The sequence below is a fragment of the Aquamicrobium aerolatum DSM 21857 genome, from assembly GCF_900113935.1.
In the GTDB taxonomy this organism is placed as follows: domain Bacteria; phylum Pseudomonadota; class Alphaproteobacteria; order Rhizobiales; family Rhizobiaceae; genus Aerobium; species Aerobium aerolatum.
Genome location: NZ_FORF01000003.1, coordinates 187,866 through 203,074 on the forward strand (window position 1 = coordinate 187,866; position 15,209 = coordinate 203,074).

The window sequence follows — 15,209 nt, forward strand, 5'->3', positions numbered from 1 at the left end:
GGCCGCTGAATAAAGCTGCGTCGGGCCGCCGAATAAGCGCGATCAGGCGCGCAGGGCCGTTTGGCCTTGCGCCATCCAGGCATTGATCTTGGCGGCGAGCTTATTGGGCGAGATCGGCTTGGCCAGATAGTCGTCCATGCCCGCCTCGATGCATTTTTCGCGGTCACCCTTCAGCGCGTGTGCGGTGACCCCGATGATCGGCGTGTGCGCGTTGGCACCCTCAAGGTCACGGATTGCTGCGGTGGCCTCAAGTCCGTTCATCTGCGGCATCGAGACGTCCATCAGGATCAGGCGGGGCTTGAACTGGCGGTGCATTTCGACAGCCAGCCTGCCATTGGCGGCAATTCTGTAGCTCAGTCCGAGACCATCGAGGATCTGGCTGAACACCAGCTGGTTCACTTCGTTGTCCTCGGCAACGAGAATGTCGAGCTTGTCATTTGCGCCATGGCGCGACCGGACTTGCGGGAGTTGCGGCTGTGGCACGGCAACAGAACGCGGCGGCGGCTGCGGCAGCCGCTGGATGCGGGCACTGCGGGGAGCTGATTTTGCCGCCTGCATGATCGCCACCAACGTCTCCAGCAAAGCCGATGCGCGCGCCGGCTTGTTGAGATGGGCCGAGATTCCGGTTTCGGCCGCCAGCGGGCCTGTGATCGCCTGGTCGACGGATGTCAAAAGCAGCACCGGGATGTTCCATGTCGCCGGATTGGCGGCGATGCGGCGCGCCACCTCAAGCCCGTTGAGTTCGGGCATCTGATAATCGAGGATGATACAGTCGACCCTTGTGCCAAGTTCAATAGCGCGGTCGAGGAAGGCGAGGCCAATCTGGCCGCTTTCGGCCGCAGCACAATCGAAATGCCAGCTGCGCAGCTGTTCCAGCAGAATGTCACGGTTGATCTTGTTGTCGTCGATGACGAGGACGCGCGCGCCGCTGATGTCGACCGGCACCGGCTTTTCCGGGTTGATGTCTTCGTGGATTTCGAGCGGCACGGTGAACCAGAAGGCGGACCCCTTGCCAAGAGAGCTGGTGACGTGGATCTCGCCGCCCATCAGCCGCACGAGACGCGCCGCGATTGCCAATCCCAGCCCGGTGCCTTCGTGGCGGCGGGTGGACGAGGCATCGACCTGGCTGAATTTTTCGAACACCCGCTCCAGCATCTCGTCCGGAATGCCGATTCCCGTGTCTTCGACGGTGATCGTGACATGGGCGGTGCCGTCCTGCTGATGGCCGCTGACATTGACCAGCACATGCCCCTTCTCGGTGAACTTGACCGCGTTGCCGACCATGTTGGTGACGATCTGGCGAATGCGCCCGACATCGCCGACCACGCAGGCCGGAAGATCAGGATCGACGCGGACGATAAGTTCGAGATCCTTTTCGGAGACCCGTGTCGACACCAGCGTGACGACGTCTTCAATCGCTTCGCCGATGCGGAACGGTGCAGGATCGAGACTGAGCTGACCCGCGTCGATCTTGGAGAAATCAAGAATGTCATTGATGATCGTCAGCAAGGCGTTGCCCGATTTGAGGATCACGTCGGCGAAGGTTTTCTGACGCTGGTCGAGATCGGTGCGAACCAGCAGCTCGGCCATGCCGAGGACGCCGTTCATCGGGGTACGGATTTCGTGGCTCATATTGGCCAGGAACTCGGACTTGGCGCGGTCTGCGGACTCGGCTTTCACACGAGCCTGTTCCATCGAGGCATTTGCCTGCTGCAGTTCATCATGCGCAATCGTGATGCGCCGCATCATCGGCACGAAGACCAGTGCCGTGGAAAGCGCGATGCCGGCGAGGGTCAGGAGCGCCACGATGATCAGAACGCCCTGCAGCCGGTCATAATTCGCCAGCATGCCGGCGCGCAGTTCGACGACGGTGGTCTCCAGGTTCGGGCGGATCCTGTCGGTCGAAATGCTCTGCATCTGTGCGAATACGCGCTGCGCGGCGGGAAGTGAATAGTCGGAGAAGACGTCGAGCTTTTCGGCAAGCGTGATGACCTCAAGCACATCGCGCTTGAGCGGGAACCGCCCGTTTTCGCCGGTCCAGATCGCCACGAGAGCCGCCGGGGCGGCGGCGCCGTCAATGTCGCCGAGGATGCGCTCCAGCGTATCGTCGGAGAAGTGCGGCGCGGGAGTCGTTTCGGAAATTCGCTGGCTTTCCGTCATCTGCACCATGCCATCGGCGGCCATGGCGAAGACCTCATAGGTACGTTGCAGGCGCTGGGTTGCGGCATGTAGCGCGGCGCGTCCCTGATCGAGTGCGACGGCATGGGTTGCCAATGGCACGGAGCCGGGACGTAGGCGGGAGCGTTCGCCTTCAAGGCGGGTCTGGTCGAGCATCAGCGCATGGTAGATGACGTCGCTCGTCGCTTCGTTCAGAAGATCAACGACCGCTCCGAATTTGACATTGGTGCGGGCGTCGCCTGCAAGCCAGGCAATGACGCTGACGCCGCCGGCCATGGCCAGAAGGAAACTGGTCATGATTATGATCAGCCGGCCGCGCATATAGGCGCGCGTTACTGCAAACGACATTGCCACCCACTCCACCCCAGAATGCTCACAATTGAGCATTCCTGTTAAAGCGCTGTTAATGGCGAAGGCAGCGTCGCGGGGCCTTAGAAGGAGCGTGTGGCGATGAAACTGGCGGCCTGCCTGAGACGAGCGGCGTCCTCGCCAAAGGGGTGAAGGATCTCGCGCGCCTGATCGACCAGCCCGGTGAGCTGCTGGCGCGCCCAATCCATGCCATGCAACGAGACCAGCGTTGCCTTGCCGGCCTGTTCGTCCTTGCCGGCGGTCTTGCCCAGGGACGCGGTGTCAGCTGTCATGTCGAGAATGTCGTCGGCGAGCTGAAAGGCTAGTCCAACCGCCGAGCCGAACTCGGCGAGGGCTTCCTGCTGTTGCGGTGAGGCGTTGCCGATGATCGCCCCCGCCTCGCAGGCAAAGCGGATCAGCGCGCCGGTTTTCATCGCTTGCAGCGTGACGATGCCGGTTTCATCGGGCTTTATCTTTTCGGCCGCAAGGTCGAGCGCCTGTCCGCCGGCCATGCCGCCCAAGCCTGCCGCACGCGCCAGCGCGCGCACCAGACGGATGCGGATGTCGGCGGGCAACTCGGTGGCGTCGTCAGCGATGATGTCGAAAGCCAGGGTCAGCAGGCTGTCGCCAGCCAGAATGGCTGTGGCTTCGTCAAAGGCGCGGTGCACGGTCGGCTGGCCACGTCGCAGATCGTCATTGTCCATCGCCGGCAGATCATCGTGGATAAGCGAATAGCAATGGATGCATTCGAGCGCTGCGGCAACGCGCAGGGCGGCCTCGTCATCAGCACCAAACAGGGCAGCGCTTTCCAGAACCAGGAACGGACGGATCCGCTTGCCACCATTGAGGACTCCGTGGCGGATAGCAGCAAGCAAGGTGGCGGGTCGGGTAACTTCGCCGTCAAGAAGATCGGGCTGGAGCAGGCGGTCGAGCATATCTTCCACGCGCTGGGCACGGGAAGTGAGGGCGATTTCGAAGTCGGTGTCGGCGATCTGTGTCATGCGCGGAGCGATGAAGCCAAAACAGGTTGCGGTCAAGTCATCACGCAACGTTGCGCTGATGCGTTCGCGTCTGTATTCCAAATTGGTCGAAAGCAGGATGCTGCGTTGGATCACGGGATCGAGATAGAACCAAGAATGGCGCCGCAAAGCCGACACAAGCGGAAACGCGGGCGTTTCATGAACGGGTTGCGGCGGGCAGTGCTGGTGCTGGTGCTGGTCGCTCTGCTGCCGGTCGCGCTGGTGCTGTTCTATTTGCCGCCGGTGGTCCATCCGATCTCGACGCTGATGATGAAAGATATCGTTACCCTGACCGGCTATGATCGGCGCTGGGTTGCGCTCGACGACATCAGCCCCCGCCTCGTCCATGCGGTGATGATGTCGGAGGACGGGCAGTTCTGCTCTCATCGGGGCATCGACCTTGGCGAGATGCGGGCCGTGTTCAACGATTTTCTGGCTGGCGAAGCGGCGCGGGGCGGCTCGACGATCACCATGCAGACCGTCAAGAACCTGTTTCTGTGGCACGGGCGTTCGTATTTCCGCAAGGCGGCGGAGCTGCCCTATGCGGTCTATATGGATCTGGTCATGCCCAAGCGCCGCATCATGGAAATCTACCTCAACATCGCGGAATGGGGGCCGGGGATCTACGGCGCGGAGGCAGCCGCGCAGCATCATTTCGGCAAGTCCAGCCGCGACCTGACAGCGCGGCAGGCAGCCCTTCTTGCGGTGACGCTGCCAAACCCCTATACACGTAACCCAGCGAAACCGGGTCCAGGTTTGAACCGGCTCGCATCCACGATCGACCGTCGGGCCGGCCATGCCGGAGGCTACAATCACTGCCTCAAGCCCTGATCGGGCATGAACTGACGCCGAAGTGGAAAAAATTCTGTCGCAGTGCTGGCCAAAACCTCCGGTGGAGTGTATAGGCACGCAACTTTATTGGATTTCGACCGCGTATGGGCTCTTTCGCGGAAGGGCGCTGGCGTTCGTTTGACTGAACCGGAGCAGGACCCATGGCTGTACCAAAACGAAAGACCTCGCCTTCGAAGCGTGGCATGCGTCGCTCGGCTGACGCGCTGAAGGCCCCGACCTATGTCGAGGACAAGAATTCCGGCGAACTGCGCCGTCCGCACCACATCGACCTGAAGACCGGCATGTATCGCGGTCGCCAGGTGCTGGAGCCGAAGGAAGGCTGAGGCCTGCCCCGTTCCTGATGAACGTGAAAGACCGGCTTTTGAGCCGGTCTTTTCGTTTCTGGATCACGATGTTCTGAATTTTGCGCTTCAGCCGAAAGGCGGCGCTGAGTTTCGCCTCTGCCTGCGCAAAGGCGTGTTCCTCAATTGCCCATCTGGTCGAGCTTGCGCTGCATTGCGGCGATCTGTTCCTTGAGTTCCTGAAGGTCGCCATCGCCCTGGCGTGAGCCTGAGTCCGCCGCTGCTTCCTCGGTTGCGGGGGCCTGCGGCGGGAAGGGCGCGAACATGCGCATGGCGTTCTGGAACAGTTCGATATTGCGCTTGGTCTGCTCTTCGATCGCCTTCATCGGCACGGTGAATGGCGCGACGTCCATCGGCGTGCCGCTGACGGCGTTTTTCATCTGTTCGCGAAACCGCTCCTGCTCCTTGGAAAAGGCGATCATCGATTGCTCGAGGAAGCTCGGCACGACCATCTGCATCTGGTCGCCGTAAAATGCGATCAGCTGGCGCAGGAACGGGATCGGCAGCATGTTCTGCCCGTCCTTGTTCTCCAGCTCGAAGATGATCTGCGTGAGCACGGGATGGGTAATGTCATCGCCCGACTTGGCGTCCTGAACGGTGAATTCCTCGCCCTTCTTGACCATCTCCGCCAGGTCTTCCAGCGTCACATAGGTGCTGGTGCCGGTGTTGTAGAGACGCCTGTTAGCGTATTTCTTGATGATGACGGGCTCGTCTTTTGCGGGCATCCGTGGCCTCCCCAAATGCAGGAACGCTGCGTAATCAGACGTTGATAATGGTTCTACCAGAACCGCTTAGGCAAAGATTGGCCCAAACGGCCTCCAAATGAAAGCGGTTTGTGCACTGCATCACCGATGGGCTGCTGGCCCGATTCCGGTTTGACTTGCTTCCAGGAAACGGCAAGAACTGCAGTATATCTTACCGAACCGTCTATCGAGGAACGCTCATGTCTGCCTCCGCAATCGTCGTCGCCAGCGCGGCCAGAACCCCAGTCGGCTCCTTCAATGGTGCATTTGCCAACACGCCCGCACATGAGCTGGGCGCAGTTGCGATCCGTGAGGCGCTGGCGCGGGCCGGCGTCGCTGGCCAGGAGGTGGACGAGGTCATCATGGGCCAGATCCTCACCGCGGGCGAAGGCCAGAACCCGGCGCGCCAGGCCGCCATGGCAGCGGGCATTCCGAACGAGGCGACAGCCTGGGGGCTCAACCAGCTCTGCGGTTCGGGTCTGCGCGCCATCGCTGTCGGCATGCAGCAGATCCTGACAGGCGACGCGAAGATCATTGTCGCCGGTGGCCAGGAATCGATGTCGATGGCCCCTCACGTTGCGCATCTGCGCGGCGGCGTGAAGATGGGCGACTTCAAGATGATCGATACCATGATCAAGGATGGTCTGTGGGACGCGTTCCATGGCTATCACATGGGCAACACTGCCGAAAATGTCGCGCGGCAGTGCCAGTTGACGCGCGAGGAGCAGGATGCCTTCGCGGTTGCATCGCAAAACAAGGCAGAAGCAGCGCAGAAGGCCGGGCGTTTCAAGGACGAGATCGCCCCGGTGACGCTGAAGACGCGCAAGGGCGATGTTGTCGTGGATGCGGATGAATATATCCGCCATGGCGCGACGATCGAAGCGATGCAGAAGCTGAAGCCGGCCTTCGACAAGGAAGGCACCGTGACGGCGGCCAACGCTTCGGGCATCAATGATGGCGCTGCGGCGGTGGTGTTGATGAGCGAGGAAGAGGCGGTGCGTCGTGGCGCAACCCCGCTGGTGCGGATCGTGTCCTGGGCGACGGCTGGCGTCGATCCGCAGATCATGGGCACCGGGCCGATTCCAGCCTCGCGCAAAGCGCTGGAGCGGGCAGGCTGGAGCGTGGGTGATCTGGATCTGGTGGAGGCCAATGAAGCGTTTGCGGCGCAGGCCTGCGCGGTCAACCGCGACATGGGCTGGAACCCGGATATCGTCAACGTCAATGGCGGCGCCATTGCCATCGGCCACCCGATCGGCGCGTCCGGCGCGCGCGTTTTCAACACGCTGGTGTTCGAGATGCAGCGCCGTGGGGCCAAGAAGGGCCTGGCGACCTTGTGCATCGGCGGCGGCATGGGCGTTGCCATGTGCGTTGAAGCGCTCTGATGGGAAAAGCGGCGGTCTTCAAAGATGTGACCGCCTGCCATCCGCCGTTCGCCACGCGGCGGCGGCGGCAGATTGAAATTTGCAAATCTGAAACGGCCGGACAGCTCTGCTGCCCGGCCGTTTTCGTATCAAGGGGGCGGTTTCAGACCATAAGCAACCCTGTGCAGGAGGGGACCCTGCATATCGGTTGATCATCCAGAGGAGGGACAGCATGAGCAGAACTGCACTTGTCACTGGTGGAACGCGCGGCATAGGTGCTGCAATTTGCATTGCCCTGAAAGATGCTGGCTACAAGGTCGCGGCCAATTATGCCGGCAATGACGAAGCCGCCGCCGCTTTTCGGCAGCAGACCGGCATTGCGGCCTATAAATGGTCGGTTGCTGACTACGAAGCCTGTGTCGAAGGAATAAGGCAGGTGGAAGCTGATCTGGGGCCGGTCGAGGTGCTGATCAACAATGCCGGCATCACCCGCGATGCGATGTTCCACAAAATGACGCCGCAGCAATGGCGCGAGGTCATGGACACCAATCTCAACGGGGTGTTCAACATGACCCATCCGGTGTGGGCGGGCATGCGCGAGCGCAAGTTTGGCCGGGTGATTACCATCTCGTCGATCAACGGGCAGAAGGGCCAGATGGGACAGGCGAACTACTCGGCGGCCAAGGCCGGCGACCTTGGCTTCACCAAAGCGCTGGCGCAAGAAGGCGCGAAGGCCGGGATTACGGTGAACGCGATCTGCCCCGGCTATATCGGCACTGAAATGGTGATGGCCGTTCCCGAAAAGGTCCGCGAGTCGATCATCGCACAAATCCCGGTCGGGCGATTGGGCGAGGCAGATGAGATCGCGCGCGCGGTGGTGTTTTTAGCCGCCGACGAGTCCGGCTTCATCACCGGCTCGACCCTGTCTGCCAATGGCGGGCAGTTCGTCGTCTGACAGAGTCTGGTGGCAGACGTCAACGGGCGGGCCCCTTGCGGGGCCGCTTGTTTTGGCGCGGATGCGTCAGTCGTCGTTGAGCAGCGCGTTATAGACGATGCCTGCGAGTGCCGCGCCGACGATCGGTGCGACCCAGAACAGCCATAGTTGCGCCAGCGCCGGACCTTCGGCGAAGAGCGCAACGCCGGTGGAGCGGGCGGGATTGACCGAGGTGTTGGTCACCGGGATCGAGATCAGGTGGATCAGGGTCAATGCAAGCCCGATGGCAATGGGCGCAAAGCCAGCGGGAACGCGGTTGCTGGTCGATCCAAGGATGATCAGCAGGAAGAAGAAGGTCAGAAGCACTTCGATCACCAGTGCAGAGGTCATCGAATAGCCGCCGGGCGATGCCGCCCCATAGCCGTTCGAGGCAAAGCCGCCAACGCTGGTGAAGTCGGCCCGGCCGCTGACAACAAGATACAGCACCGCGCCCGCGGCGACCGCGCCAATGAGCTGAGCCACCACATAGGGCACAAGTTCGCGCGCTTCAAAGCGCCCGGCAACCAGAAGTCCGACTGACACGGCAGGGTTGAAGTGGCCCCCGGAAATGCCGCCCACGGCATAGGCCATTGTCAGCACGGTCAGGCCAAATGCCAGTGCAACGCCGACAAAGCCGATTCCAAGTTCCGGGAACGCTGCGGCGATCACCGCTGCGCCGCAGCCGCCGAAGACAAGCCAGAATGTACCGAAGAATTCCGCAAATAGTCGTCTAGACATGATGTGTCCCTCGAAATTGACAGTATCCCCACGCGGTTATTGGGCACGAAATATGAATAGTGACAAGTGACAGCCAGGTTGCTGGAAGGTTTCCCAGTCTAAATTTCTCTTGGTGTTGCCTCTGCGGCGCGAAAAGGCGGTGTGGACCAGCTTGTGGATAAGCTGTGCGTAGCCTGTGCTCAGCCTGTGTGCAGGCAGTTGATGACGGTGCTGTTGGGGCAGAACAAGGGCTGAACTTGACAATGATGATCGGTGGAACTGCCGCGAAGCTGCGTGATTTACCGACTTTCACCGAAGGTTATTTGCCGGATTCATGATCTGGTGATCCGGTTGCGTCCGATGTCAACATGATGTGGTGAACGAAAGCGGAACTTGCCGGAGTCAGCGATTCGTCGCCGATTCGTTCCAGACTCGTTCCATTTTTCAGGCGATGTCGTGGAAAACGTTGCACTTGCGGCAGGTCTGGGCCATCTTCCGCTCACCACATTGTCATGCTAGGGGACGTTCTTCCACGCATGAGCGTTGAGAGGGCCGACCGCCTAAAATGAATATCCAGACCAGAGCTGACGCGCCGCTCCTGCTTTCGGGCAGAGACGTGACCGCGGTGCTCGGACCTACCAACACCGGCAAGACCCATCTGGCAATCGAGCGCATGGTGGCCCACGAAAGTGGCGTCATCGGCTTGCCACTGCGCCTTCTGGCGCGCGAGGTCTATGGACGCGTTGCGGAAAAGGTCGGTGCTGACAAGGTCGCGCTGATTACCGGCGAGGAAAAGATCGTCCCGCCCGGCGCGCGCTATTCAGTCTGTACCGTCGAGGCGATGCCGCGCGAGACCGACGCGGCCTTCGTTGCCATTGACGAGATCCAGCTGGCCGCCGATCTGGAGCGCGGACATATCTTCACCGATCGACTGCTTCACTTGCGGGGGCGGCAGGAGACGCTGCTGCTTGGCGCGTCGACGATGCGCGGCATTCTAGAAAAGTTGTTGCGCGGCGTGTCGGTGATTACCCGCCCGCGCATGTCGCATCTGGCTTATGCCGGTTCCAAGAAAATCACCCGCCTGCCGCATCGCTCGGCGATTGTCGCCTTCTCGGCGGAAGAGGTTTACGGCATTGCCGAGCTGATCCGCAGGCAGCGCGGCGGTGCTGCAGTTGTGCTTGGCGCGCTGAGCCCGCGCACCCGCAATGCGCAGGTCGAACTCTACCAGTCGGGCGATGTCGATTATCTCATCGCCACCGACGCGATCGGCATGGGGCTCAATCTCGATGTCGACCATGTTGCCTTCGCGCAAAGCCGCAAATTTGACGGCTTCCAGTATCGCGACCTGACGGCGGCCGAGCTTGGCCAGATTGCCGGGCGCGCTGGTCGCCATGTGCGCGACGGCACCTTCGGCGTGACGGGGCAGGTTGATCCGTTCCCGGACGATCTGGTCGAGCGGATCGAATCCCATAATTTCGATCCCGTGAAGGTGCTGCAATGGCGCAGCGCACGATTTGATTTTTCCAGCATCGATGCGCTCCAGCGCTCGATCGACGCCGTGCCGCCGGTTGAAGGGCTGACGCGTGCGTTGCCTGCCGTTGACGCGCGGGCGCTGGAATATCTGTCCAAGGATCCCGAAATCCGCAAGCTGGCCACCAAGGGCAAGCGCGTCGAGCAGTTGTGGGACGCCTGCGCGCTACCCGACTATCGCCGCATTGCCCCGGCACAGCATGCCGACATCATCGGGTCGATCTTTCTCGACATTGCACGCAAGGGCCATGTCGATGAGGATTATATGGCTGAACAGGTACGCAGGTCTGATACAACCGAAGGCGATATCGATACGCTGTCGCATCGGATTGCGCAGATTCGTACCTGGACTTTTGTTTCACACCGACCGGGTTGGCTTGCCGATCCGGCATATTGGCAGGAAAAGACGCGGGAGATAGAGGATAGACTGTCCGATGCATTGCATGAGCGATTGACGAAACGCTTTGTAGACCGCAGGACATCCGTGCTCATGAGGCGCCTGAGAGAAAATGCGATGCTTGAAGCAGAAATAAATCCGTCCGGGGACGTCGTGGTTGAAGGACATCACGTGGGAGCCTTGCAAGGCTTTCGCTTTACCGCCGATGCGTCGGCTGGTGGCGAGGATGCCAAGGCGGTCAAGGCGGCTGCGCAGAAAGCGCTGGCTGCGGAGTTTGAGGCGCGCGCGGAGCGTTTCGCCAACGCCTCCAATGCCGACTTTGCCCTCGCTTCTGACGGGCTTCTGCGCTGGATCGGTGCCCCGGTTGGCACGCTGACTGCCGGTGAAGATGCTTTGTCGCCGCGCTTGATCCTGCTGGCTGACGAGCAACTGACCGGTGCTGCCCGCGACAAGGTCGTCGCGCGTGCCGAGCGCTTCGTCAAATATCAGGCCGAAACGCTGCTCAAGCCGCTGTTCGACCTCAAGGACGCAGATCAGCTGAGCGGCACGGCCCGTGGCATTGCGTTTCGTCTTGTCGAGAATTTTGGTGTCCTCAACCGTCGCGACGTCGCCGATGAGGTGAAATCGCTCGATCAGGACGCGCGCGCGGCATTGCGACGTCTGGGCGTGCGCTTCGGGGCGTTTCACGTCTTTGTGCCGGCACTGCTCAAGCCGGCACCGGCCGGCCTCGTCACCCTGTTGTGGGCGCTGCAGAACGACGGCAAGGACAAGCCCGGCTTTGGCGATGTCGTCAATGCGCTGGCGTCTGGCCGCACCTCGGTGGTGGTGGACGGCGAATTCGAGCCGGTGTTCTACCGCCTGGCTGGCTATCGCTCGCTTGGTCGTCGCGCGGTGCGTGTCGATATTCTCGAGCGTCTGGCAGATCTTATTCGTCCCGCGCTGGGATGGCGCGCCGGCACCGGACCACGTCCGGATGGTGCCTATGATGGTGCAGCCTTCACCGTCACGCCTGCGATGATGTCGATCCTTGGCGCCACCGCCGAGGATATGGAAGAAATCCTCAAGGGTCTGGGCTATCGCTCGGAGGCCAAGCCGGCAACGGAAGTTCAGGCCAAGATCGACGCGTTTGACACCGCCGAGCGCGAGCGGGTTGTGGCCAAGGCTGCTGCCGATGAAGCGGCAGCAGCTGCGGCAGAGGCAGCAGCAAGTGAAACAGAGACTCCCGCTGCGGATGCTGTTGCAGTCGAAGCTGGGGCTGAAGAGGGTGCAGCGGAAACCGTCGAGACCGAAGCAGTGACGGCGGAAGCCACACCTGCTGTCGAGCCGGGTGCAGCTGAAGCTATCGAGGTGGAAGAAGCTGCCGTTGCCGAGGAGCCCGCAGCATCCGCCGAAGCCGTTGCGGCCAGCGAGCCTGTCGAGGCGGTCGAGCCGGCAGTCGGCGAAGAGCCTGCGGAAGAAGAAATCAAGCTGGTTCTGCTCTGGCGCCCGGCCCGCTTCGAAGGTCGTGCGCGTCACGGTCAGCAGCGCCACGGGCAGCGTCAGGGACAGCGCCAAGGACAAGGACAGGGGCAGGGGCAGCCCGACCAGCAGCAGCGTCGCAACGCCAACAATCGCGGCGGAGCGCAGGCCAAGGGCCCGAGGCGCGACGGTGGTGGTCGTCCGGAAGGCGAGCGCCAGGAGCGCGGCAACTTCAAGGGCAAGCCGGGCGGGCGCAACGACAGGTTCGGCAACGATCAGCGTCGCAACGATCGTCCCGGCGGCAACAAGCCGCGCGAAGAACGTCCGGTGAAGATCGATCCGGATTCGCCATTCGCCAAGCTTGCAGCGCTGCGGGATCAGCTCAAGAAGTAGAATGGTTGCCGAGGGACGCCAGCGGATCGACAAATGGCTGTTTTTTGCGCGCGCGGTGAAATCGCGCTCGCTGGCAGCCAAGCTGGTCCAGGGGGCAAAGGTACGGGTGAACCGCGACAAGGTGGATCAGCCGTCCTATGCGCTCAAATCCGGTGATGTCCTGACCATCAGCCTTGAACGACGTGTCCTTGTATGGCGCGTCGTCGGGCTGGGAGTGCGGCGCGGTCCGGCAGAGGAAGCGCGCACGCTCTATGAAGACATGACGCCGGTCGAGGAGAAATCCGACCCGGCATCGCGCATGGTTGCACCGGCCCAGCGGGAGCCGGGCAGCGGTCGCCCGACCAAGCGAGAACGCCGCCAGATCGATGCGCTGCGCGACGATGCCCAATGATGACGAGGGGAGGCATTTTTGCATAGCTGGCCGCATTGCCAGGTTGTGCCGTTTGGTCGCCCTTGCGCGGTCACGATAAACGGCTTACGTCACCGACCGGATGAAAAGACGCGCATGCCCGCGGGAGTTTCCTCATGACCTACATCGTCACCGACAATTGCATCAAGTGCAAGTACACCGACTGTGTCGAGGTGTGCCCGGTCGACTGCTTCTATGAAGGCGAGAACATGCTCGTCATCCATCCGGACGAGTGCATCGATTGCGGCGTGTGCGAGCCGGAATGCCCTGCGGACGCGATCCGCCCGGACACCGAGCCTGGCCTCGACAAATGGCTGCAGCTCAATACCGAATATGCTTCGAAGTGGCCGAACCTGACACAAAAGCGCGAAGAACTTCCCGAGGCGAAGGAATTCGACGGCGTCGAAAACAAGTTTGATGCCTATTTCTCGCCGGAGCCAGGCGCAGGCGACTGATAGGACCGTTCCGGACCGCGAGGACCGGGCTGTTTTTGCCGAAATTCGGGCGTTTCTTCAGCGCGCGCGAATCACTCGTGCGTGTGCGTCTGCGGTAAATTGTTGATTCTGTCTACTTTTCATGTTACATATACTCAACATGCCGATGACAGACGTCGATTCATGGCGCTCGCGCTTTAATCCTTGAAAGGCTTTTTCACATCCGGGCCAAGATAATCTGGGCCAGGTTCGTGCGCATGAGCGCGAAGCTGACAGATTTCATGATCGGGTGAGGAAAATCCTTTTGTCTTGTCTCGGAGGTCGCCGGTTCGGGCGTCGACCGCGGTCAAGGTGTGCCGACCCAGAAGGTCGACACCATAAAAAGGAGTACAGGGCGTATGGCAACCCAGCAGAAGAAATCCGCAGCAACACGACATGGCTTCAAGACCGGCGAGTATATCGTCTATCCGGCGCACGGCGTTGGCCAGATAGCGGCCATCGAAGAGCAGGAAGTTGCGGGCATGACGCTGGAACTCTTCGTCATCGACTTCCAGAAAGACAAGATGCGTCTGAAGGTGCCGGTTGCCAAGGCCACGACCATCGGAATGCGCAAGCTGTCTGAGACAGATTATGTCGATCGCGCGTTGAAGGTCGTCCAGGGCCGCGCACGCGTGAAGCGCACCATGTGGTCGCGCCGCGCGCAGGAATATGATGCGAAGATCAATTCCGGCGATCTGATCTCGATCGCTGAAGTGGTGCGCGACCTTTACCGCGCCGAGACACAGCCCGAGCAGTCCTATTCCGAACGCCAGCTTTATGAAGCCGCGCTTGACCGGATGGCTCGCGAGATTGCTGCCGTCAACAAGCTCTCCGACACTGAAGCGGTCCGTCTTATCGAAACCAACCTCAACAAGGGCCCGCGCCGTGGCGCAAAGGCCGACAATGAGGAAGTGGAAGTGGAAGCGGAAGCTGATCAGGAAGAAGCGGCGTAAGCTTTTCCAGCCCTTGTGGAAAGATCAAAGGCCCGGCATCAAGCCGGGCCTTTTTGTTTGCGTCGATCATTGCCGTTGTGAGGGAACCTTTCTGCCATCCCGTGCGTCTTTCTGACGGGCGCCGGAAACACGGAACGAGGATCTTGGCCTGCCGTGCACGTCCGGCTTCCATCAGGACAGATGGAGTCTTGCAATGGATGAACCGGCAGCGCGCAGCCTCGTACGTGAGGCGATGAAGGCACCCTATCTCGGGCGCGATGAAGAACTTGATCTTGCGGAACGCTGGAAGAGCAGTCGCGACCAGCAGGCGCTACATCAGATCGTGGTGGCGCATATGCGGCTGGTCATCGCCATGGCCTCGCGCTTCCGTCATTTCGGGCTGTCCATCAACGACCTGATCCAGGAAGGGCATATCGGCCTGCTGGAAGCTGCGGCAAGGTTCGAGCCGGACCGTCAGGTGCGTTTCTCGACCTATGCAACCTGGTGGATCCGGGCGTCGATGCAGGACTATATCCTGCGCAACTGGTCGATCGTGCGCGGCGGTACGTCGTCGTCCCAGAAAGCCCTGTTCTTCAATTTACGGCGGCTGCGCGCGCGTCTGGCACAGCAGCCCGGTACACTGACAACTGATGAGATGCATCGGCAGGTATCTGATGCGCTGGGGGTGTCGCTGGCCGATGTCGCGACGATGGATGCCCGACTTTCCGGGCCGGACGCCTCGCTCAACGCAACAGTGTCGGGCCCTGATCAGGAGGGAACGGGAACGGAGCGCATGGACTTGTTAGTCTCGGACGCGGATCTGCCCGATGTTGTCGTCAGCGAGACGATTGACGGCGAGCGACGGGTCGGATGGCTGCACGACGCCCTGTCGACGCTCAATGCGCGCGAACTGAGCGTCATCAGGGAGAGACGGTTGCGCGAAGAAGGCAAGACGCTCGAAGCGCTCGGCACGCAGCTGGGAATCTCGAAGGAGCGCGTGCGTCAGATCGAAGGGCGGGCGCTTGAAAAACTGCGCACCGCGCTTGTGCGCGAGCATCCCGAGATGGTCAGCCTTGCCTCCTGAG

At 61.3% G+C, this 15,209-nt stretch carries 13 protein-coding genes; 9 read left to right on the forward strand and 4 right to left on the reverse strand.

Annotation, left to right across the window (positions count from 1 at the left end; genetic code table 11):
• Positions 1-42: 42 nt before the first annotated feature.
• Together BMZ42_RS03905 and BMZ42_RS03910 are read right to left on the reverse strand one after the other, a co-directional pair.
• A complete protein-coding gene (locus tag BMZ42_RS03905) occupies positions 43-2,526 on the reverse strand; it encodes a hybrid sensor histidine kinase/response regulator (RefSeq protein WP_244523142.1) in 2,484 nt (827 codons plus the stop codon).
• An 83-nt stretch (positions 2,527-2,609) separates the two neighbouring features.
• Positions 2,610-3,527: a polyprenyl synthetase family protein gene (locus tag BMZ42_RS03910; protein ID WP_091518997.1), complete on the reverse strand. Its 918-nt coding sequence runs from the start codon at positions 3,525-3,527 to the stop codon at positions 2,610-2,612.
• 135 nt (positions 3,528-3,662) lie between these two features.
• On the opposite strand from BMZ42_RS03910, the gene mtgA reads away from it, so the two are divergent.
• Complete coding sequence (mtgA, locus tag BMZ42_RS03915; RefSeq protein ID WP_091518848.1) at positions 3,663-4,376, forward strand: monofunctional biosynthetic peptidoglycan transglycosylase; 714 nt, start codon at positions 3,663-3,665, stop codon at positions 4,374-4,376.
• Between the two features lie 161 nt (positions 4,377-4,537).
• Positions 4,538-4,720 carry a 50S ribosomal protein L32 gene (gene rpmF / locus BMZ42_RS03920; RefSeq protein ID WP_047147461.1) on the forward strand — a complete coding sequence of 61 codons (183 nt, stop codon included), beginning with the start codon at positions 4,538-4,540 and terminating at the stop codon, positions 4,718-4,720.
• 140 nt (positions 4,721-4,860) lie between these two features.
• On the opposite strand, the gene phaR is transcribed toward rpmF, so the two are convergent.
• Positions 4,861-5,463 carry a polyhydroxyalkanoate synthesis repressor PhaR gene (gene phaR / locus BMZ42_RS03925; RefSeq protein WP_091518849.1) on the reverse strand — a complete coding sequence of 201 codons (603 nt, stop codon included), beginning with the start codon at positions 5,461-5,463 and terminating at the stop codon, positions 4,861-4,863.
• Positions 5,464-5,681: 218 nt separating this feature from the next.
• Here phaR and BMZ42_RS03930 point away from each other — a divergent pair, with 218 nt between their 5' ends.
• Both BMZ42_RS03930 and phbB read left to right on the forward strand, forming a co-directional pair.
• A complete protein-coding gene (locus BMZ42_RS03930) occupies positions 5,682-6,863 on the forward strand; it encodes an acetyl-CoA C-acetyltransferase (RefSeq protein WP_091518852.1) in 1,182 nt (393 codons plus the stop codon).
• A gap of 211 nt (positions 6,864-7,074) precedes the next feature.
• Entirely contained in the window at positions 7,075-7,797 is a 723-nt protein-coding gene (gene phbB, locus BMZ42_RS03935) for a beta-ketoacyl-ACP reductase (protein WP_091518854.1), read from the forward strand.
• Positions 7,798-7,863: 66 nt separating this feature from the next.
• Here phbB and aqpZ read toward each other — a convergent pair whose 3' ends face one another.
• Entirely contained in the window at positions 7,864-8,553 is a 690-nt protein-coding gene (gene aqpZ, locus BMZ42_RS03940; protein ID WP_091518856.1) for an aquaporin Z, read from the reverse strand.
• A gap of 544 nt (positions 8,554-9,097) precedes the next feature.
• On the opposite strand from aqpZ, the gene BMZ42_RS03945 reads away from it, so the two are divergent.
• From BMZ42_RS03945 to BMZ42_RS03965, 5 genes are all read left to right on the forward strand, one after another.
• Complete coding sequence (locus BMZ42_RS03945) at positions 9,098-12,310, forward strand: helicase-related protein (RefSeq protein ID WP_091518859.1); 3,213 nt, start codon at positions 9,098-9,100, stop codon at positions 12,308-12,310.
• Position 12,311: 1 nt separating this feature from the next.
• On the forward strand, positions 12,312-12,701 hold the full coding sequence (locus BMZ42_RS03950; RefSeq protein WP_091518862.1) for an RNA-binding S4 domain-containing protein: 390 nt from the start codon (positions 12,312-12,314) through the stop codon (positions 12,699-12,701).
• 134 nt (positions 12,702-12,835) lie between these two features.
• Entirely contained in the window at positions 12,836-13,174 is a 339-nt protein-coding gene (gene fdxA / locus BMZ42_RS03955) for a ferredoxin FdxA (RefSeq protein WP_091518865.1), read from the forward strand.
• 377 nt (positions 13,175-13,551) lie between these two features.
• The gene (locus tag BMZ42_RS03960; RefSeq protein ID WP_091518866.1) at positions 13,552-14,145 is read left to right on the forward strand and encodes a CarD family transcriptional regulator; all 594 of its coding nucleotides are present in this window, start codon (positions 13,552-13,554) and stop codon (positions 14,143-14,145) included.
• A gap of 193 nt (positions 14,146-14,338) precedes the next feature.
• Positions 14,339-15,208 carry an RNA polymerase factor sigma-32 gene (locus tag BMZ42_RS03965; RefSeq protein WP_091518869.1) on the forward strand — a complete coding sequence of 290 codons (870 nt, stop codon included), beginning with the start codon at positions 14,339-14,341 and terminating at the stop codon, positions 15,206-15,208.
• Position 15,209: the final 1 nt, after the last annotated feature.